At 72.4% G+C, this 21,239-nt stretch carries 13 protein-coding genes; 9 read left to right on the top strand and 4 right to left on the bottom strand.

What is annotated here, in order from left to right:
* Positions 1-23 precede the first annotated feature (23 nt).
* Positions 24-5,294 carry an SCO7613 C-terminal domain-containing membrane protein gene (locus ACFPIJ_RS54575; protein WP_380127488.1) on the bottom strand — a complete coding sequence of 1,757 codons (5,271 nt, stop codon included), beginning with the start codon at positions 5,292-5,294 and terminating at the stop codon, positions 24-26.
* Between the two features lie 135 nt (positions 5,295-5,429).
* Positions 5,430-6,851 carry a UDP-glucose dehydrogenase family protein gene (locus ACFPIJ_RS54570; RefSeq protein WP_380127487.1) on the bottom strand — a complete coding sequence of 474 codons (1,422 nt, stop codon included), beginning with the start codon at positions 6,849-6,851 and terminating at the stop codon, positions 5,430-5,432.
* Between the two features lie 180 nt (positions 6,852-7,031).
* Between ACFPIJ_RS54570 and ACFPIJ_RS54565 the strand changes: the two genes are divergently transcribed.
* Positions 7,032-8,195 (top strand): acyl-CoA dehydrogenase family protein, encoded by a 1,164-nt coding sequence (locus ACFPIJ_RS54565; protein WP_380127692.1) that lies wholly within the window; start codon positions 7,032-7,034, stop codon positions 8,193-8,195.
* 144 nt (positions 8,196-8,339) lie between these two features.
* Here the strand turns inward: ACFPIJ_RS54565 and ACFPIJ_RS54560 are convergent, their stop codons facing one another.
* On the bottom strand, positions 8,340-8,894 hold the full coding sequence (locus ACFPIJ_RS54560) for a hypothetical protein (protein ID WP_380127486.1): 555 nt from the start codon (positions 8,892-8,894) through the stop codon (positions 8,340-8,342).
* Between the two features lie 64 nt (positions 8,895-8,958).
* The gene (locus tag ACFPIJ_RS54555) at positions 8,959-10,017 is read right to left on the bottom strand and encodes a LacI family DNA-binding transcriptional regulator (RefSeq protein WP_380127485.1); all 1,059 of its coding nucleotides are present in this window, start codon (positions 10,015-10,017) and stop codon (positions 8,959-8,961) included.
* A 249-nt stretch (positions 10,018-10,266) separates the two neighbouring features.
* On the opposite strand from ACFPIJ_RS54555, the gene ACFPIJ_RS54550 reads away from it, so the two are divergent.
* From ACFPIJ_RS54550 to ACFPIJ_RS54515, 8 genes are all read left to right on the top strand, one after another.
* Entirely contained in the window at positions 10,267-11,814 is a 1,548-nt protein-coding gene (locus ACFPIJ_RS54550) for a sugar ABC transporter ATP-binding protein (protein WP_380127484.1), read from the top strand.
* Positions 11,814-12,785: an ABC transporter permease gene (locus tag ACFPIJ_RS54545; RefSeq protein ID WP_380127483.1), complete on the top strand. Its 972-nt coding sequence runs from the start codon at positions 11,814-11,816 to the stop codon at positions 12,783-12,785. Before ACFPIJ_RS54550 ends, ACFPIJ_RS54545 begins: the two co-directional genes overlap by 1 nt.
* On the top strand, positions 12,782-13,861 hold the full coding sequence (locus ACFPIJ_RS54540; protein ID WP_380127482.1) for an ABC transporter permease: 1,080 nt from the start codon (positions 12,782-12,784) through the stop codon (positions 13,859-13,861). Before ACFPIJ_RS54545 ends, ACFPIJ_RS54540 begins: the two co-directional genes overlap by 4 nt.
* 92 nt (positions 13,862-13,953) lie before the next feature.
* The gene (locus tag ACFPIJ_RS54535; protein ID WP_380127481.1) at positions 13,954-14,937 is read left to right on the top strand and encodes a substrate-binding domain-containing protein; all 984 of its coding nucleotides are present in this window, start codon (positions 13,954-13,956) and stop codon (positions 14,935-14,937) included.
* A gap of 85 nt (positions 14,938-15,022) precedes the next feature.
* Entirely contained in the window at positions 15,023-16,189 is a 1,167-nt protein-coding gene (rhaI, locus tag ACFPIJ_RS54530) for an L-rhamnose isomerase (protein WP_380127480.1), read from the top strand.
* Between the two features lie 4 nt (positions 16,190-16,193).
* Complete coding sequence (locus ACFPIJ_RS54525) at positions 16,194-18,227, top strand: bifunctional aldolase/short-chain dehydrogenase (RefSeq protein WP_380127479.1); 2,034 nt, start codon at positions 16,194-16,196, stop codon at positions 18,225-18,227.
* A 29-nt stretch (positions 18,228-18,256) separates the two neighbouring features.
* A complete protein-coding gene (locus ACFPIJ_RS54520; RefSeq protein ID WP_380127478.1) occupies positions 18,257-19,702 on the top strand; it encodes an arabinose isomerase in 1,446 nt (481 codons plus the stop codon).
* The gene (locus ACFPIJ_RS54515) at positions 19,699-21,180 is read left to right on the top strand and encodes a rhamnulokinase (RefSeq protein ID WP_380127477.1); all 1,482 of its coding nucleotides are present in this window, start codon (positions 19,699-19,701) and stop codon (positions 21,178-21,180) included. Before ACFPIJ_RS54520 ends, ACFPIJ_RS54515 begins: the two co-directional genes overlap by 4 nt.
* Positions 21,181-21,239 lie beyond the last annotated feature (59 nt).

Genomic DNA, 21,239 nt, shown 5'->3' with positions numbered 1-21,239 from the left:
ACCTATCGATATTACGCGCGGCCTCAGCGCATGCCGCGATACACCCCACGCAGGCGGTCCAGGCGCTGACGCTGCTCATACGTGGCACCGAGAGCGATGAGCAGCAGGCCGGTGCCGCCGAAGAGGAGCAGCAGCATCCACACGGGCAGGCCGATGCGCAGCAGCTCGTTGACGGTGGCGATGATCGTCACCGCGGAGCCGACCGCGACCGGCGCCTTCTGCTGGCGGACCGCGCCGATCGCGACGGTGATGACCCCGCCGAGGATCAGCAGGACGCGGCGCAGCTGCGGGGAGTCCTCGTTGGCGACCGCGAGGGCGAGGCTCGGCGCGAACCCGGCGACCAGCGCCGGGCCGTACGCGAGCCAGCTGCCCAGCTCCGGGCGCCGCCGGATCTCCAGCAGGCCGGTGATGAGCGCCAGGACCGCGAACGGCAGCGTGTACGCCTCGATCACGGCGACCTTGACGGTGATGAGCAGCAGCCAGATCGCGATCAGCTCGGCGACCGAGGCGGCGATGATGAGCACGACCCGCTGCTGGCCGCTGCGGCCCTTGCGGGCGGCGGACAGGCCGAGGACCGCGCCGAGGGCGGTGAGGGCGGCCGCGGTGTGCGCGGCGGAGCCCAGGGTGAGCAGGACGGCGACGACCGCACCGGCGTAGCCGGCCGCCTCGACCGTCATCGCCTCCCGGTTGATGCTGTTGCTGGGCCGCAGCCGCGGCAGCGCGGCGCCGAGCACGAGCAGCATGGTCGCGACGATCAGCAGCGGGAACGCGCACTGGCGCAGCGGCAGGCCGGCGGCGAGCCCGGCGGCCAGGGCGAAACCCTGCGCGGTCGACCCGGCCACGTGCCAGCCGAGCATGCGGCCGTTGGGCGTGCGCCCCCAGACGCCGGCGACCGCGCCGACGACGACCGAGCCGGCCAGCCACGTCAGGGTCTGCTGCTTCGTGGCGAGGCTGCCCGCGCCGCCGGCACCGGCGGCCAGCACGGCGATGACGAACACCAGCCGGCGGGCGTTGATGAGCATCCGGCCGTCGGAGCTGTCCGCCTCCGGCGGGACCGTCAGGGCCAGGCCGAGCCCGGCGATCGTGGCGACCAGCAGCGCCGCGGTCGGCTGCCACGGCCACGACGCGTGCAGCGCGGCCGGGGCGATGAGCAGGGTCAGCGCACCGCTCGGCACGACGATCGCGACGGCGCGGCTGGCCACGGCCTGGCCGGAGCCGCCGAGACCGACCGCCATCAGCGCGCCGGCGATGGTGAGCAGCGCGGCCGCGAGCACGTGGGTGCCGTTGCCCGCGTAGCGGCCGAGGTCGCCGAGGTCCGACGCGGTCTGCGCGGTGCCCGTCCACGGTTTCTGGATCCATTTGTACGGCCCGGCGAGCGCCGCGTACACCGCCGGCGCCACGAACACCACGACGATGAGGGCGGGTACCCCGGCCGCCGCGGCGACGCCGAGGGTGTATCCGCGGGGCGCCCGGACCTGCCGCCAGCGACCGGCCGGCGCACTGGAGTTGTCGGGCCGGAATCCGGAGGACGGGACCCACTCGACGCTGCGCTGCCAGGTGACCCGCAGCAGTTCCGCGAGGACGCCGAGGAGGGCCGCGGCGGCGGCGTAGACGACCGCGCCGTCCCGCTGGACGACCAGCGCGACGACGGCCGTGGTGGTCGCGCCGCCGGCGACGCCGACGGTCACGTAGGGCAGGTAGCCCGGCGCCTGCTGGGCGCCGGTCGCGGCAGCGGCGAGGCCGACGGCGCTGGTCGCGAGCGCGGCGACGAGGACGGTGCTGGCCTGGCCGGGGTGCAGGCCACCGGCGGCCGCGGCGGCGGCACCGGCCAGCGCGAACAGGGCGGCGGCGACACCCGACCCGCCGACGAAGGTGAGCGGGCCGTCCAGCGGGTTGCCCCGGCGGATCGCGGTGGACCTGGCGAGGCCGGCCACGCACACGCCGCTGACGGCGAGCGCGACCAGCGTGCCGGCGGTCGCGCCGGGCCGGACCAGGCTCGCGCCGGCGGCGAACATGCCGGCGATCAGGGCCGCGGCGAGCCGCGTGTAGGCTGCGCGCCAGCTTCTCGCGGTCGCGGCCCAGGCGCCGATCCCGGTGGCGGCGATCCAGCCGACGACCATCGGGGTCTGCCAGCCGAGGCCGAGGCCGACGGGCGCGCCGATGGCGGCGAGGGCAGCCGCCGCGGAGGCGGTGTCGTCGCCGTAGGGCTGCGGCAGCGCGATCGCGGCCGCCCCGGCGAGCAGCAGCAACGCGATCGGGACCTGCCAGCCGTACGTGGCCAGCTGCTGCGCGTTGACCAGCCAGCGCTCGTCGAGCACCGCGCGCCACGGCGGGTCGGCGGCGCGGATCACCCCGACGGCGCCGATGACGGACATGGTGCCCGCGTAGACACCGGTGCAGGCGCCGACGGTGGCGGCGCCGGCGACCGGACCGCGGCGCCACTCGTCGGGCAGGCTGCGGGCGGCGACCGCGACCGCGAACACCAGCAGCGCGAGGGTCACCACCTCGATGCCGTCGGAGGCGAGCGACACGGCCCTGGCCACGGCGCCGATCCCGGCGATGGTCACGGCGGCGGCCGCGGCGTCGGCGCCGGTGATGTCCGCGCCGAACGTCTGCCGGTCGTCCATCCGCGGCGCGACCCACAGCATCAGCGCGGCGATCAGCATCAGCAGGCCGATCACCAGGTCGATGGTGGTGGCGCCGCCGGACCGCAGGACGGCGATCGCGACCGCGACGGCGCCGGCGGTCGCGCCGATCAGCAGCGGCGGGCTCTGCGCACCCCGGGCGACCTGGGTGATGGCGGCGTACCCGAGGGTCACGGCGAGCGCGAGGAAGGTCATCACCAGCACGACGGTCGCGCCGCCGGGCAGGTCGCCGAAGACGATCGCCGCACCGGCCGCGGCGGCGCCGGGCAGCGCGAACAGGGCCCCGCCGGCGGCGGCGTCGGACACCCTGCGGGTGACGAAGTCGCCGTTCACGTCGGTGCGGTGCGGTCGTGGCAGCAGCGCGATGCCGGCGCCGGCCGCGGAGATGACGACCAGGGTCAGGGCGGTCGCGGACGGCCGGGCGAGGCTGGCGGCGGCCGCGTAGAGGCCGAGGACCAGGGCCGCGCCGAGGCAGACCCAGGCGGTGTGGGCCTCGACGACCCGCATCGCGAGCGCGCCGGCGATGACCGCGCCGGCGATCGCGAGGGCGGGGATCGTCAGCCAGCTCAGGCCGAACGCGGCGGGCGCGACGAGCAGCGTCAGGGCGGCGCCGATGACGGCGACGTCGGCCCGGAACCGCTCCGGGGGCGGCACGGTGACGACCGCGCCGGACCGGTTGGCGCCGTCCCGGGTGCCGGTCGCGGCGGGGGGTCCGCCGGGCCGGTTGACGGGCGGCGACTCCGGCCGGGGGTCGTCCCAGACGCCGGTGTGCGGGCCGGTCTGCGCGCCGCCCAGCGGGCCGGGCCACAGGCCGGGCGGCGGGGTGGGCCGCCGCTCGTCGGTGGCGGGCCGCCGACCGAACGCTGCGCCGAGACGGGCGCCCGGCCACGAACCGGAGCCGAGCGGCACGTCGACCGGCTCGGTGCGCCCGCTGAGCATGAGGACACCCGCGGCGGTCAGCAGCAGCACCGCGAGGACGGACTGCCAGCCGTCGGGCCCGACGGCGGTGTCGACGGCCGCGCGGTACGCCGTGAGATCCGCGTTCCACACCGGCCACGCCGCCTTCAGCGGGGCGGCGAGCGCGGGCAGGACCGTGACGACCAGCTGCAGGGTGGTGGCGGCGGTCGCGACGGAGACCGCGTAGCGGGGACCCCGGCGGGCGTCGCCGGGCAGGAGCGGCACGCCGACCGCGGCGAGCGCCACGGCGAGGGCGAGGAACACCAGGGTGGAACCGGGGAACGCGACGGCGCCCACCCTGGCGAACGCGGCGATGACGGCGACCGTGGCGATGCCGGTCGCGATGTCGGGCACGGCGCCGCGCCGCCAGTTCAGCGAGCCGGCGACACCGATCGCGGCGGCGATCAGGGTGACCGCGGCGGCGCGGACGGTCTCGCCCAGGGCCTCGGTGGTGGCGAGGGCGCCGGCGGCGCAGACCAGGGCCGCGCCGAACGTGATCGCGAACAGCACCCAGGCCGCGTCCCGCATGAGGGTGTCGGCGAACCGGTCGGTCTGCAGGGTGTGCGTCGGCTCGGCGCCGGCCGGGTGCTGCTGCCCGTCCGGCCCGGTGACCGCGTCGGGCTCACGCCGCAGCTCGTCCTGCTCGAAGCGGCGGCGGACGGACTGGCCGAGAGCGATGCCGAACGCAAGGTCGATGAGGGCGACCCCGGACAGGGCGAGGGACCAGCCGGCCGGGCCGCGGATGACGTCGTAGGCGATCAGCGGCAGGACCGGCTGCACGGCGATGAGGGTCGCGTACCGCGAGGCGATGAGGTGGCTCTGCATGCTGTACACGGCCGCGATGCCGGCCGTGGCGGCGCAGACGACGCCCATGTACAGCGTGGTCTCGAGCCGGTCGACGCCGAGCAGCCCCTCCGAGCGCAGGACGTAGCCGTCGAGCAGGACGAGCAGCAGCGCGACCGACGCCACGGTCTCCGCGGTGGCGGTGAGGCCGCGCCGGACCAGCATCAACGGCAGCGCGAGGGCACCGGAGGTGATGAGGGCGAGCAGCACGACCCGCCCGACGGTGCCGATCGAGTCGAACGCGTCGGTGGTGAGCACGATCGCCGCGCCGGCGAGGAGCAGGCCGCCGAGCGCGAGGACCGACGCCTGCATGCTGGAGGTGGTCGCCTCGGGCTCGTCGACCGGGCCGTGCGGGCCGGATCCGCCCGGCGGCCGGCGCATCTGCGGCAGCGCCCGCTGCGCCGTCCGCCGTGGCGGCGCCATCACCGGCCGGCGGTCCGGCGCCGATCCCGTCAGCGCCGGTTCCTGCTCCTGTGGCGCTCGTGGCGAGTACACCTGCTGCTCTTGCGGTGTTCCTGGCGTCTGGCCCTGCCGCGCGGCGGGCGGGGTGCTCTCGATCTTCGGCCCGCGACCGAGCCGGGGGCGCCGGGTGCGTCCGGACTGCTCCTGGTCGATGGACTGGCGGACCTTGCGGCGCAGCGAGTCGCGCTGCGCGGAGGCGTGGGCGAGCTGGCGGCGCAGCTTCTGGCTGTCGTCGGTCAGGTCGCGTTTCTTCTGCTCCAGCGACGCGACGGTGCGCTGGAACAGGGCGAGCGCGGCGGCGTCGGGGTCGTGCGGGCGGCCGCAATCACGGCAGCCGGTGGCCTCACTGGCCGGGCCACCGCACGCCGGGCACGGATACGTCTCCACGCGACTCCTCCCCCCGGGCCGCAGCCGGGGGTGGCCGCGCGTGCGGCCACCCCCGGCTGTTCACGCCCTACTGGGAAGAATGCCTTGTTTCGACGTGTCGCGAAAGCGAAGCGCCCGTTCGGGAGATTCCGTCGTTTAAGCGACTACCGGCTTTCCCATGCCGCGGTACTCCCAGCCCGCCGCGACCCAGACGTTCTGGTCGAGGCAGTTTCGCCCGTCGATGACCCGCCGGGCCGCGACGAGCTCGTTGAGCGCGTTGGGGTCCGTGTTGCGGAACTCCTCCCACTCCGTCAGCACGCAGACCAGGTCCGCGCCGGTGACGGCGTCGGTGAGCGTCTTGGCGTAGATCACGTCGTCGACGTCGTTGCGGGCGTTGTCCATGCCCTCCGGGTCGTAGACGGTGACCTCGGCGCCGGAGCGGGACAGCTTGCGCACCACCGACAGGGCCGGCGAGTCGCGCACGTCGTCGGAGTTGGGCTTGAAGGTGGCGCCGAGCACGGTGATCCGGGTGCCGGCCAGGTCCGGGCCGGCCGGGCCGTAGCCGCGGCCGAGCAGCTCGGCGGACAGCTGCACGATCTTCTGCCGGCGGCGCTGGTTGATCAGGTCGACCTCGTGCAGGAACCGCAGCGCCTCGCCGACGCCGAGCTCCTGGGCGCGGGCCTGGAACGCGCGGATGTCCTTGGGCAGGCAGCCGCCGCCGAAGCCGACGCCGGCACGGAGGAACTTGTTGCCGATCCGGGCGTCGTAGCCGATCGACCGGGCGAGCTGCGTCACATCTGCGCCGGCGGCCTCGCAGACCTCGGCCATGGCGTTGATGAAGGAGATCTTGGTGGCGAGGAAGGCGTTGGCGGCGACCTTGACCAGCTCGGCGGTGGCGAAGTCGGTGACCACGACGGGGACCTCGCGGTCCTCGGTGAGCGCCAGGTCGAACACGCCCTTGTGGGCGGCGTAGAGCATGCCGGTGGCCCACTCGCTCTTCACGCCGAAGATGATCCGGTTGGGGCGCAGCACGTCCTCGACGGCGACGCCCTCCTGCAGGAACTCGGGGCTCCACGCGACCTCGACGCCGAGCTCGGCGGGGGTGTGGCGGCGCACCAGCTGCTCGATCCACTCGGCGGTGCCGACCGGGACGGTCGACTTGCCGGCGATCAGCGCCTTGCGCTTGAGCAGCGGCGCGAGGTTGGTGACGGCGCTCTCGACGTGGGAGAGGTCGGCGGCCATGCCGTCGGGGCGCTGCGGGGTGCCCACACAGATGAAGTGGACGTCACCGAACTCGGCGACCTCCTCCCACGAGGTGGTGAAGCGCAGCCGGCCGGCCGACAGGTTCTTCCGGAGCAGCTCGTCGAGGCCGGGCTCGTGGATCGGCACGTCGCCGCCGGCCAGCTTGGCGATCTTCGCCTCGTCGACGTCGAAGCCGAGCACCTCGTAGCCAAGCTCGGCGAAGCAGATGGCGTAGGTCGCGCCAAGATAGCCGGTGCCGAGGAATGTCAGCCGCGGGCGGGGTGCGCCGGAGGGCGCGGCTGCTACGGGTGGGGTGCTCGGGTACGCGATGGTCACGCCTGTATCTCCGCTCTTCCCGTTTCCACAAAAGCCATTATTTTGGACATTTGTGGCGTATAGGGCTGGGTGTTGCCGACGTTGCTCCGGCGAGAGTAGTCCCTCGGCGCCGACCGCGCGTTCGGCTCCTTGGTTACTCGCCGGTATGCTCACCCCTGAACGGCGGTTCAGGGCATTTTTATCGAGGGGGCGTCGGTGTTCGAGGTCTATCAGCTGCCTGAGGAGCATCTCGCGATCCGTGAGGCGGTGCGTGCGGTGTGCGACGGCAAGGTCGCGCCGAACGCCGCCGCAACCGACGAGAAGAGCGAGTTCCCGCAGGCCTCCTACGACGCGCTGCGAGCCTCCGACTTCCACGCCCCGCACATCCCCGAGGAGTACGGCGGCGCCGGCGCCGACGCCCTCGCGACCGCCATCGTCATCGAGGAGGTCGCCCGGGCCTGCGCGTCCTCGTCACTGATCCCCGCCGTCAACAAGCTCGGCACCATGCCGCTGCTGCTGGCCGCCTCCGCCGGGCTGAAGCAGCGGTACCTGCCCGCGGTGGCCGCCGGCGACGCCATGTTCTCCTACTGCCTGTCCGAGCCCGACGCGGGCAGCGACGCGGCCGGCATGAAGACCCGCGCCGTCCTCGACGGCGACACCTGGGTCCTCAACGGCGTCAAGCGCTGGATCACCAACGCCGGGGTCAGCGAGTACTACACCGTGTTCGCCGTCACCGACCCGTCCGCCCGCTCCCGTGGCATCTCCGCCTTCGTGGTCGAGCGGTCCGACGAGGGCGTCAGCTTCGGCGCACCGGAGAAGAAGCTCGGCATCAAGGGCTCCCCCACCTGCGAGGTGTACCTCGACAACGTCCGCATCCCGGCCGACCGCATCATCGGCGAGCCGGGCACCGGCTTCGGCACCGCCATGCAGACCCTGGACCACACCCGGGTGACGATCGCCGCCCAGGCCCTCGGCATCGCCCAGGGCGCCCTGGACTTCGCCCTCGGCTACGTGCAGGAGCGCCGGCAGTTCGGCAAGGCGATCGCCGACTTCCAGGGCATCCAGTTCATGCTCGCCGACATGGGCATGAAGCTCGAGGCCGCCCGCCAGCTCACCTACGCCGCCGCGGGCAAGTCCGAGCGCGGCGACAAGGACCTCACCTACTTCGGCGCCGCCGCGAAGTGCTTCGCCTCCGACGCCGCGATGCAGATCACCACCGACGCCGTGCAGCTGCTGGGCGGCTACGGCTACACGAAGGACTTCCCACTCGAGCGCATGATGCGCGACGCCAAGATCACCCAGATCTACGAAGGCACCAACCAGGTGCAGCGCATCGTCATGGCCAGGCAGCTGCTCAACGGCTGACCGGCAACTCTTGGCAGGTAGCGCACCGTTACGGTCGGGCAGCCACTCGACGAGCCGGGTCGGTAGCATGGGCATATGAGCGGCAGGACCGCTCCGGAGGCGCGCAGGTTGAGCTCCCGGCCGTCGATGCACAGGGGCTTGAGGTCAGGTGCGAAGCTCGCGCCGGCGGCGGGCCGTCCGCATGCCGAGCACGACGGCCGTGACGATCCCCGCCAGCCCCAGCACCAAGGCAAACCCGATCGTGCCGGACAGCTTCCTCAGCAGCGCCGGATTGTCCGCCTGCTCCCCGACGGCGAGGAGCACGCCACTCCCGGCCCGGGGACACGTCAGCCGGGCGGTCCCGTCGCGGTCGGCCAGCAGCTCGTAGCGCGCCGCCCAACCCCGGCCACCGCTGAGGAACGTGAAGGTCTTCGACTCGGTGATCGCGACCGTGCCACCGGGCAGCTCGGCGGCGCACCGGTCGGCGTACGCGGCCTCGGTCGGGCTGACGTAGATCACCGAGGGCCGGTCGGCGGCGAGGGTCACCGGCACCGTCTCTCCCGGCTGGAACTGGGTCTCCAGGTCCGGGAAGTCGTCCACCCAGGACCCGATGCCGACGACCAGCACGACGACGGCGATCAGCACACCCGCGACCGCGGCGGCGACGGTCGGCCCGTACCCGGGACGGCGGGACGGGGCAGGATGCGCGCTGGGTTGCATGCCGACATCCTGCCCGCCGGGAACGTGATCCGGAACAAGCAGAGCGGCCGCGGCAGGCTCCAGGTCAGCCCACGGAACCCCGAGATCGCGAGTGGCGCGCCTGCCCGCTCGGTGCGCCGATTCGGGTGCTCGACTCGCGGACGACCAGCTCGGGCCGGAACACCACCTGCCGGTGCTGGTGCTGCTCGGGCTCGTTGGCCTCCTCCAGCAGCAGCTGGGTGGCCGCCCGGCCGAGCTGCTCGCGGGGCTGGCGCATCGAGGACAGCGGCACCGCCGAGGCGGCGGCGAAGTCGATGTCGTCGTAGCCGACGATTGCGACATCCTGCGGCACCCGCACCCCGCGCATGGTCATCTCCTGCAGCACACCGAGCGCCACCAGGTCGTTGGCGCAGAAGACCGCGGTCGGCCGGGTCTCGGCGGGCAGGTCGGCGAGGTGGGCGCCGGCAAGGCGGCCGGCGGCGACGGTGAGGTTGGCGGTCGCAATGACCTGCAGCTGCTGATCGCCGGTGAGAGCCTCGCGCAGGCCGGCGTGCCGGTCGGCGACCTGCGCCAACGTGAAGGGGCCGCCGGCGTAGGCGATCCGTTCGTGGCCCTGCTCGACGAGGTGGGCGCCGGCGAGGCGGCCGCCGAGCACGTCGTCGACGGCCACTGAACAGCGGTTGTGCCGGCCGGAGCCGCGGTCGACCAGCACCACCGGGATGCCGCGTTCGATCAGCTGGTCCAGCCGGGCGTCGACGCTGTCGTCCAGCGGAGTGATGAGCACGCCGAGCACCCGTTGCTCTTCCAGGACGTCGAGGTGGCGGCGCTCGCGGGCGGCGTTCTCCCCGCTGTTGAAGGTCATGATGTTGAACCCGCTCTCCTCGGCCGCGACCTCGGCACCGCGCAGCACGTCGGTGAAGAACGGGTTGGCGAGGTCGAGGGCGACGACGGCGATGGTCCGGCTGCGTCCGGCACGCAACTGCCGGGCCGAGTCGTTACGGACGTAGCCGAGCTCGGCGATCGCCTTCAGCACCCGCTGGCGAGTGGTGGCAGCGACCAGGTCGGGATGGTTGAGCACGTTGCTCACGGTGCCGATGGAGACGCCCGCGCGCCGCGCAACCTCCTTGATGCTGCTGGTCGCCATGGCTCCTCGAGTGCGTGCGGATGCGGTGGTCGGAGGTTCATGCTGCTGGGAGCGTTGAGCTTAGTTACGAGATGAAACGTGTCAACCCCGGCGACGGTTGTGCCACCAAGGCCCGACCCAGCTCGTACCCCGGTCTCCGAAACGATCCATTGACAGCCCTGCAACGGGATCGTAGCGTTCGAGCCGCAAAACCTCGAAACGATTCAGTTTGATCTTCAAGACTCCGGCACGGTGGAGGGAGGTGGGGACATGACAGCCGACAACACGTCACCGGAAGATCCGCCGTTGCTGCACGTCGACCGGTTGACCGTGGAGTTTCCCGGGGTCCGGGCCCTGGACGGGGTGCACTTCGACGTGCGCGGCGGCGAGGTGCACGCGCTCGTGGGCGAGAACGGCGCGGGCAAGTCCACGCTGCTGAAAGTGCTCGGGGGGTTGCACCAGCCCAGTGCCGGCGAGGTCAGGCTCGGCGGCCGGCCCTACCGTCCACGCCGGCCCGCCGACGCGTTGCACGCCGGCATCGCCGTGATCTACCAGGAGTTCAACCTCTATCCCGACCTCACGGTGGCGGAGAACGTCTACTCCGGCCGCGAGCCGTACGGCAGATTCTCCCGCGGCATCCGCTACGCCGAGATCAACCGCCGCTCGGCCGAGCTGTTCGGCATCCTCGGCGTGCACATCGACCCGGCGGCGACCGTGGACAGCCTCACCGTTTCCGAGCAGCAGCTCGTCGAGATCGCCAAGGCGCTGTCGGTGGACGGGCGCATCATCGTGATGGACGAGCCGACCGCGGCGCTGTCCGCCGACGAGGCCACCCGGCTGCTGGACGTCGTGCGGCGGCTGCGCTCCGAGGGACGCAGCGTCGTCTATGTCAGCCACCGCCTGGACGAGGTCTTCGCCGTCGCCGACCGGGTCACGGTGCTGCGCGACGGCCGGCACGTGCGCACCGCGGCGCTGGCCGACACCGACCCGGACGAACTGGTCCGGCTGATGGTGGGCCGCGACATCGCCGCGGCGGCGCCGCGGGCCGGGGTCGCCCGCGACGAGGTGGTGCTCGACCTGGCCGGGGTGAGCGCGGGGCGGCAGTTGCGTGACGTGTCGTTGACCGTGCGCGCCGGCGAGATCGTCGGCATCGGCGGCGTGGCGGGAGCCGGCCAGCCCGAGGTCTCGCAGGTCATCTTCGGCGCGTTGCCGATCACCGCCGGCACCATGACCTTCGACGGCGCGCCGTACCGCCCCGGGAGCCCGGCGGACGCGATGGCGGCCGGCATCGGCTTCCTGCACGAGGATCGCAAGGCCGCGGGCCTGCTGCCCGACCTGTCGGTGCGGGACAACCTCACCATCTCGGTGCTGGGCCGGCTGCGGCACGCGCTCACCCGGCTGCTGTCACCGGCGGCCCAGGCCGGCGTCTTCGCCGACTACCGCAACCGGCTGGCCATCCGCGCGACCGGCCCGGACCAGCTCATCGGCCAGCTCTCCGGCGGCAACCAGCAGAAGGTCCTGCTCGGCCGGGCGCTGGCGCCCGGTGGCCGGCTGCTGATCCTCAACGAGCCCACCCGGGGCGTCGACATCGGTGCCAAGTTCGAGATCCACCAGCTGATCAACGAGCTGACCGCCGACGGGGCCGCCGTGCTCATGATCTCCAGTGATCTGCCCGAGCTGCTGGGGATCAGTGATCGGGTCTACGTGCTGGCCGGTGGCCAGGTGGTCGGGCACCTGACCGGCGCCGACCTGACCGAGGAGAACGTCATCATGTGCGCCACCACCGAGCGTCGGATCTTCTCGCAGGCGGGCGTCTGATGTCCGCCGCGCTGCGCAAGGCCCCGCTGGCCGTCCCGCTGCTGGTGGTCGTGCTGTTCCTGGCACTGCGCACCGACAGCTTCCTGTCCGGTGGCAACATCGAGAACGTCCTGGTCAACGCGGCCATCGTGGCGGTTCCGGGGCTGGCGATGACCTTCTGCCTGGCGATGGGAGAGTTCGACCTGTCGGTCGGCTCGACGGTCTCGCTGGCCGCGGTGGTCTGCTGCTCGGCGATCATCGACGGAGTGCCGGTGCTGCTGGCGATGCTGCTGGCGTTGCTGGCCGGCGCGCTGATCGGCCTGGTCAACGGGTTGGTGGTCACCAAGCTCGGCGTGACCCCGTTCATCGCCACCCTGGCCACCCTGGTCATCGTGCGGGGGCTGTCGCTGGCGTACACCGATGGCCACGACCAGATCGTCAGCTCGCCGGCCTTGAAGTACCTGGTCGGCGGCCGGCCCCTGGGAGTGCCCATGCCGATCCTGCTGGCCGTGCTGGCCACCGCCCTGGCCTGGTGGAGCATCAACCGGACGAGGTTCGGCCGCTGGGTCTGCGCAGTGGGCTCCAACCGCGAGGCGGCCCGGGTCTCCGGCCTGCCGGTCGACCGGATCAGGATCGCGATCTACGTGCTGGTCGGCATCGCCGGCGGGTTCTGGGGCCTGCTGATCGCCAGCCAGCTGCAGAAGGGCAACGGGCAGCTGGGCCTGGGCTTCGAACTGGACGCGATCACCGTGGTGGTGCTCGGCGGCACGGCGCTGCTCGGCGGTCGCGCCTCGGTCCTGGGCACCGTGCTGGCCGCGGTGCTCATCGAGACCATCCGCAACGGGCTCAACCTGCTCAACACGCCGCCGGCCTACCAGCGCATCAGTGTCGGGCTGCTGCTCATCGCCGCGCTCGCCCTGCTCGGGCTGCGCCGGCGGGTCACCGCCGGCCCGGCCACCGTACCCGCTGCCGTGAAGGAGGCTGCCGTATGAGCACCGGCACGCAGACGCCCGATCCGGTCCGGAGCGTCCCGGCCTCCCGCGCGGACCGTGCCGGTCGGCCGGCACTGGGCAAACTGTGGGACACCTGGGGAATCACCGCGATCCTGGCGCTGCTGCTGGCAGTGAGCCCGCTCGTCGCTCCGGACTTCCTCGAGTTCTCCAACCTGCAGTCGGTGCTGCGGGAGAGCGCCTACCTGGGGATCGTGGCGGCCGGCATGACCTTCGCCATCGCCAGCGGCGCGTTCGACCTCTCGGTCGGCGGGCAGTTGGCCCTGGTCAGCGTGGTGACCCTGATCGGCTATTCGGCCGGCGGCACGGCGCTGGCGGTGGCCGCCGCGGTGGCGACGGGCCTGGCCTGCGGCCTGGTCAACGCCGGTCTGATCACCGGGCTGCGGGTGCCACCGTTCGTGGCCACCCTCGGGACGCTGTTCGTCTTCCGGGGCGTGGCGTACATCCTGACGCAGGACGGGCCCAGGACGCTGCCGTATGACCAGATCGGTTCGCCGTTCGTCAAGATCGGCGGATTGAACGTGGCGGGCCTGCCGCTGCCGTTCGTCATCATGCTCGTCGTGTACGGCGCCGCCTGGTTGCTGTTGCGCCGCACCGCGACCGGCCGGCGGATCCTGTCCTACGGTTCGTCGCCCGCCGCGGCCCGGTTCTGCGGCATCTCCGAGACCCGGATCAGGATCTTCGTCTTCGCCCTGGTGGGGGTGAGCGTCGGGATCGCCGCGCTGACCTACATCACCCGGGTGTGGACCGCCGACGGCTCCGCGCAGGACGGATTCGAGCTGAAGGTGATCGCCGCGGTCGTGCTCGGCGGCACCAGCCTCAAGGGTGGCAAGGGGACGTTGATCGGGACCTTCTCGGCGGTGCTGTTGGTCAGCGTTCTCAACGACATGCTCGTCAGCCAGGGTGTCCCGTCGGCATACCAGCGCATCGTGCTGGGCTGTGTGCTGATCGTCGCCCTGACCATCGACGGGCTGCGGACCCGCTTCGCGGCGCCGGGATCGTTCCGGCGGGCGCTGGCGGGTCTGGTTCGACGGCCGTCACACGTGGACGGCGCCTGAGGATCGGCGCCAGTGGCCGCTGCTCCATTGTTCGGTTCGAGTTGAAACGTTCAAATCACACCCCCGGTTCGACACTCGAAAGGAACTCCGAGATGCTCAAGAAGGGTCTCCTCCCGCTCGCCCTCGCCGGCGTGCTGGCCGTACCAGCCCTGGCAGGCTGTTCGGACTCCAACGCGACCGACTCGACCCCCGCCAAGGACGACAAGGTCGTCGTCGGGTTCTCGGTCTACGACATGCAGTACGAGTTCTTCCAGAAGATGGAGGCCGGCACCCGCGCCGCCGCCACGGCCAAGGGCTGGGAGTTCAAGCTCCACGACGAGAAGAGCGACGAGAACGAGATGGTCACCGGCGCCCAGGCGCTGATCGACCAGGGCGTGGACGTGCTGATCATCAGCCCGTTCAAGCCGAGCGCGCTCGGACCGATCATCGCCAAGGCGAAGGCCAAGGGCGTGCCGGTCATCGTCGACGACATCGGCGGTGGCGGCGCGCCCTACGACGCGATCGTCATCTCCGACAACGCCGGCGGTGGCAAGCTCGCCGCCGACTACATGGTCAAGCAGATCGCCGCCAACAACAAGACCAGCAAGAACGTCGCCTCGATCACCTGTGAGCCGTCCGCGGTCTACGCCGCCCGGCGCAACGCCGGCTTCAAGGAGGCCATCGAGAAGGCCGGCTTCAAGGTCGTCGCCGAGCTCTCCGGCAACTCCAAGGCCGAAGAGGGCTACAAGGTCATGAAGGACATCCTCGCCAAGAACCCTGACGTGGCCGGCGTGTTCTCGTGCAACGACCCGATGGGTGTCGCCGCGGCCAACGCGATCAAGGACGCCGGCAAGAACCCGGTCACCGACATCGTCGCCGTCGGCTTCAACGCCGACCCGGAGGCGATCACCGCCATCAAGGCCGGCGGCCTGGCCGCGACCGTGGCACAGGACCCCAAGGCGATGGGCGAGCTGACCGTCAAGCTGGCCGAGCAGGCCATCAAGAAGCAGGCGATCACCTTCAGCAACCCGGCCGAGCGTGAGGTCTTCAACCCGGTTGCCCTGATCACCAAGGAAAACGCCGACACGGTCAAGTAACCCGGCGGGCCCGGCGGGCGGGCGCCAGCCCCGCACCCGCCCGCCGGGCCCTCTCGAGCCCTTCGGCGCACTACAGGAGAGATTGATGACCGACCACGCCGCTGTTATCGCCGCCGTCGCGGCCATGCGCATCGAGACGCCCTCGTGGGCGTACGGCAACTCCGGAACGAGATTCAAGGTGTTCGCCCAGTCCGGCGTGCCCCGCGACGCCTACGAGAAGGTGGCGGACGCCGCGATGGTGCACCGGCTCACCGGGGCCGCGCCCAGCGTCGCGTTGCACATCCCGTGGGACGCCGTCGACGACTATGCCGACCTCGCCCGGTTCGCCGCCGCCGAGGGCATCGCGATCGGCGCCATCAACCCCAACGTCTTCCAGGACAACGACTACAAGCTGGGCAGCGTCTGCCATCCCGACGCCGGGGTCCGCCGCAAGGCGATCGACCACCTGCTGGAGTGCGTCGACATCATGGACGCCACCGGCTCGACGATCCTGTCGGTGTGGCTGGCCGACGGCACCAACTACGCCGGCCAGGACTCGATCGCGGCCCGGCAGGACCGGCTGGCCAACGCCCTGAGCGAGGTCTACGACCGCCTCGGCGACGGCCAGCGGATGCTGGTGGAGTACAAGCTGTTCGAGCCGCACTTCTACTCGATGGACCTGCCGGACTGGGGCACCTCCTACGCGCACTGCGTGGCGCTGGGCGACAAGGCGCAGGTCCTGGTCGACACCGGCCACCACGCGCCGGGCACCAACATCGAGTTCCTGGTCAGCGTGCTGCTGCGGTTCGGCAAGCTCGGCGGGTTCCACTTCAACAGCCGCAACTACGCCGACGACGATCTCATGGTCGGCGCCGCCGATCCCTTCCAGCTGTTCAGGATCGCCCACGAACTGGTGCGCGCCGACGCGATCCGCCCCGAGGCCGAGGTGGCCTTCATGCTCGACCAGTGCCACAACCTCGAGGCGAAGGTGCCGGCGCTGATCCGTTCGGTGCTCAACGTGCAGGAGGCGGTCGCCAAGGCGCTGCTGGTCGACGCCGACGCACTGGCCGCCGCGCAGCAGTCCGGCGACGTGCTCGGCGCGCACGCGGTGCTGATGGACGCGTTCTCCGGCGATGTGCGGCCGTTGCTCGCACAGATGCGGGTCGAGCAAGGTCTGGACCCGGATCCGATCGCGGCCTACCACCGGTCCGGCTACCAGCAGAAGATCGAATCCGACCGTGTCGGTGGCCAGCAGGCCGGATGGGGAGCCTGACCTGATGAGCAACTCCCCCGCCGAGCTCGTCGCCCGCTCCAACCGGCTGGGCGCCGACCCGCGCAACACCAACTTCGCCGGCGGCAACACCTCGGCGAAGGGCACCGACGTCGACCCCGTGACCGGCAAGGATGTCGAGCTGCTGTGGGTCAAGGGATCCGGCGGCGACCTGGGCACCCTGACCGAGGCCGGCCTCGCCGTGCTGCGCCTGGACCGGGTCCGGGCCCTGGTCGACGTGTACCCGGGGGTCGAGCGCGAGGACGAGATGGTCGCCGCCTTCGACTACTGCCTGCACGGCAGGGGTGGCGCCGCCCCGTCGATCGACACCGCGATGCACGGTCTCGTCGACGCCGCGCACGTCGACCACCTGCACCCCGACGCCGGGATCGCGTTCGCCACCGCCGCCGACGGGCCGGCCCGCACGGCCGAGTGCTTCGGCGACCGGGTGCGGTGGGTGCCCTGGCGGCGGCCCGGATTCCAGCTGGGGCTCGACATCGCCGAGATCCGCCGCGCGCATCCGGAGGCGATCGGCGTCATCCTCGGCGGGCACGGCATCACCGCCTGGGGCGAGACCAGCGCCGAGTGCGAGGCGCACGCGCTGGAGATCATCGAGACGGCCGACCGGTTCATCCGGGCCAACGGCAGGCCCGAGCCGTTCGGCCCGGTGCTGCCCGGCTACGAGCCGCTGCCCGCGGCCGAGCGCCGCGAACGGGCCGCTCAGCTGGCGCCGGTGCTGCGCGGTCTGGCCTCGACCGACCGCCCGCAGGTCGGGCACTTCACCGACAGCGACGAGGTGCTGGACTTCGTCTCCCGCCGCGAGCACCCGCGGCTGGCGGCGCTGGGCACCTCGTGCCCCGATCACTTCCTGCGCACCAAGGTCGCCCCGATGGTGCTGGACCTGCCGCCGACCGCGCCGCTGGCCGACACCGTCGCCCGCCTGCGCGAGCTGCACGCCGCGTACCGCAAGGACTATGCCGGGTACTACCACCGGCACGCCGACGCCGATTCGCCGGCGATGCGCGGTGCCGATCCGGCGGTCGTGCTGGTGCCGGGCGTCGGCATGTTCACCTTCGGCGCGACCAAGCAGACCGCCCGGGTGGCCGGCGAGTTCTACGTCAACGCCATCAACGTGATGCGCGGCGCGGAGGCGCTGTCGTCCTACGCGCCGATCGACGAGAGCGAGAAGTTCCGCATCGAGTACTGGGCGCTGGAGGAGGCGAAACTGGCCCGGCTGCCCAAACCCAAACCGCTGGCGGCGCGGATCGCGCTGGTCACCGGCGCTGGGTCGGGCATCGGCCGGGCCATCGCGCACCGCCTGGCGGCCGAAGGCGCCTGCGTGGTCGTCGCCGACCGCGACACCACCGCCGCCGACCGGGTGGCCAGCGAGCTCGGCGGGCCCGACGTCGCGGTCGCGGTGACCGCCGACGTCACCGACCCGGCTGCGGTCGGCGGGATGGTCCGGGCGGCCGCGCTGGCCTTCGGCGGCGTGGACCTGGTGGTCAACAACGCCGGCCTGTCGGTCTCCAAACCGCTGCTGGAGACCACCGAGGCCGACTGGGACCTGCAGCACGACGTGATGTCCAAGGGCTCGTTCCTGGTTGCCCAGCACGGCGCCCGGCTGATGATCGAGCAGGGGATGGGCGGCGACATCGTCTACATCGCCAGCAAGAACAGCGTCTTCGCCGGACCGAACAACGTCGCCTACAGCGCCGCGAAGGCGGCCCAGGCGCACCAGGTCCGGCTGCTCGCGGCCGAACTCGGCGAGCACGGCATCAAGGTCAACGGCATCAATCCCGACGGCGTCGTGCGCGGCTCCGGCATCTTCGCCGGTGGCTGGGGTGCCCAGCGGGCCGCCGTCTACGGAGTTCCCGAGACCGAGCTCGGTGCCTACTATGCCCAGCGCACCCTCCTCAAGCGGGAGGTGCTGCCCGAGCACGTCGCCAACGCGGTGTTCGTGCTCACCGCCGGCGAGCTGGCGCACACCACCGGCCTGCACATCCCCGTGGACGCGGGCGTCGCCGCCGCGTTCCTGCGCTGAACCGATCCGACCGCCGAGGAGCGTAGCCAATGACCGCCACCGATTCGCCATCCGTCCTGCTCGAGAGGGTGCCGGCCCGGCCGGTGCGGGTCGGCCTCGTCGCCGGCGGGCTGGGCGCCTACTGGCCCCAGTTCCCGGAGCTGCTGCCGCAGTTGCAGGACAGTGCCCGGGTGGTGAGCCGGCGCCTGTCGGGCATCGGCGCCCATGTGACCGACGTCGGGTTCATCTCCGACGCGCCCGAGGCGGCGCGGGCCGGCGAACAACTGCGGGTGGCCGGCTGCGACGTCGTCGTGATCTTCATGACCACGTACATGACGGCCAGCATGGTCCTGCCGATCGCGCAGCGGGTCGGCGCGCCGGTGCTGTTCATCAACCTGCAGCCGACCGAGGCGATGGACCACCCGGCGATGACCACCGGCACCTGGCTGGCCTACTGCGGGGCGTGCCCGCTGCCCGAGGTGGCCAACGCACTGCACCGGTCGGGGATCGAGTTCCGCTCGGTGTCGGGGTACCTCGCCGACGAGCAGGCCTGGGAGAAGATCCTGCGGTGGGTGCGCGCCGCCGGTGTCCGAGGCTCGCTGCGCGATTCCCGCCATGGCCTGATGGGGCACCTGTACCCCGGCATGCTCGACGTGTCCACCGACCTGACCATGGTCAGCGCCCAGTTCGGCGGGCACATCGAGGTGCTGGAGGTCGACGACCTGCGGGTCCGGGTGGCCGCCGTGACGCCGGCGCAGGTCGCCGACAAACTGGAGCAGGCCCGGCAGGTCTTCGAGATCACCGACAGCGTGGTGGACGAGGACCTGCAGTGGGCGGCGACCGTCGCCTGCGGACTCGACGCCCTGGTCGCCGACTTCGGGCTGGACTCGCTGGCCTATTACCACCGGGGGCTGGAAGGCGAGCTGCACGAGCGGCTCGGCGCCGGCCTGATCCTGGGCGCGTCACTGCTGACCGCCCGGGGCCTCCCCGCGGTGGGCGAGTATGAGCTGCGCACCAGCCTGGCGATGCTGATGATGGACCGGCTCGGGGGCGGGGGCAGCTTCACCGAGCTGCAGGCGCTCAACTTCCGCGACGGCGTCGTCGAGATGGGTCACGACGGGCCCGGCCACCTCGCGATCAGCGACAGCCGGCCCCTGCTGCGCGGCCTGGGGGTCTATCACGGCAAACGCGGCTGGGGTGTGTCGGTGGAGTTCGCGGTCGCGCCCGGCCCGGTCACGGTGTTCGGCGTCGGCCAGCGCCGGGACGGCCGCTACGTCTTCGTCGCCTCCGAGGGGACCGTGGTGACCGGACCGCTGATGCGGATCGGCAACACCACCTCGCGCGTCGACTTCGGCTGCCACCCCGGCGAGTGGACCGACCGGTGGAGCGCCAGCGGGGTCGGGCACCACTGGGCGCTGGGCACCGGGCACCGGGTGGCCGACCTGCGCTGCCTCGCCGAACTGCTCGACATCGACCTCGTCGTCGTCGCACCGTGAACCAGGCGAGTGTCGCCGCGGTCGATCTCGGTGCGTCCAGCGGCCGGGTGATGCTGGCCCGCGTCGGCGCCGACGTGCTGGAGCTGACCGAGGCGCACCGCTTCGCCAACCGGCCGATCCGGGTCGGCGCGACACTGCACTGGGACGTCCTGGGTCTCTACCAGGGCGTCCTGGACGGGCTCCGGGCGGCCGGGCGGACCGCGGCCCGGACCGGCACGGGGCTCGACGGCGTGGGGATCGACTCGTGGGCCGTCGACTACGGACTGCTCGATGCGACCGGCGCCCTGATCGGCAACCCGGTCTGCTACCGCGACAGCCGGACCGACGGCGTGATGGACCGCGTCCTGGACCAGCTCGGAGCGGCGCGGCTGTATGCCGGCACCGGGCTGCAGAACCTGCCGTTCAACACGCTCTTCCAGCTGGTCAGCGCGGTCGGCACACCGGCCGCGCAGGCGGCCCGGCGGATGCTGCTGCTGCCCGACCTGCTGGCGTACTGGCTCACCGGCGAGCAGACCGCCGAGATCACCAACGCGTCGACCACGCAACTGCTCGACGCCCGTTCCGGTCGATGGTCCGCCGACCTGATCGCGGACCTCGGCCTGGACCCGGGGCTGTTCGCACCGCTGTGCCGGCCAGGTGACCGGATCGGCCCGCTGACCGCGCCGGTGTGCGCCGAGCTCGGCCTGCCGGGTCCGGTGCCGGTGATCGCGGTCGGCTCGCACGACACGGCGTCGGCGGTGGTGGCGGTCCCGGCGCACGGCGACCGCTTCGCCTACATCTCCTGCGGCACCTGGTCACTGGTCGGCGTGGAGCTGGCCGCGCCGGTGCTCACCGACGCCAGCCGGCAGGCCAACTTCACCAACGAGACCGGCGTCGACGGCACCGTGCGCTACCTGCGCAACGTGATGGGGCTGTGGCTGCTGCAGGAGGCGATCCGCGGCTGGCAGGCCGACGGTTCCACGGTGGACCTCGAGGCGCTGCTGGGCCAGGCCGCGGCCGAGCCGGCGCTGCGCAGCGTGGTGGACCCGGACGACCCGGTGTTCCTGTCGCCGGGCGACATGCCGGCGCGGATCGACGAATGGTGCCGGCGGACCGGCCAGCCGGTGCCGTCGTCGCGCGCCGCGACGGTGCGCTGCATCATGGACAGCCTCGCCGTCGCCCACGCCCGCGCCGTCCGGCAGGCCCAGCACCTCGCCGGCACCGCGGTCGACGTGGTGCACATCGTCGGTGGCGGTGCCCGCAACGAGCTGCTGTGCCAGCTCACCGCGGACGCGTGCGGCCTGCCCGTGACGGCCGGCCCGGTCGAGGCCACCGCGCTGGGCAACGCGCTGGTGCAGGCCAGGGCGCTCGGCGCGGTGCACGGCGAGCTGGACGACCTCCGCCGGCTGCTCACCCGGCACCTGCCGGTGCGGCACTTCCAGCCGCGGCCGGAGACCCGTGGAGACTGGGACCGCGCCGAGGCCCGGCTGCACGCCTGACGCCGAACTGCGAAAGGCCGGGACGCTGACGCAGCGTCCCGGCCTTCTCCGCACCACCG

This window comes from Dactylosporangium cerinum (assembly GCF_042653625.1).
GTDB classification, from domain to species: Bacteria; Actinomycetota; Actinomycetes; order Mycobacteriales; family Micromonosporaceae; genus Dactylosporangium; species Dactylosporangium cerinum.
This window is presented reverse-complemented; position numbering and strand designations above follow the sequence as displayed.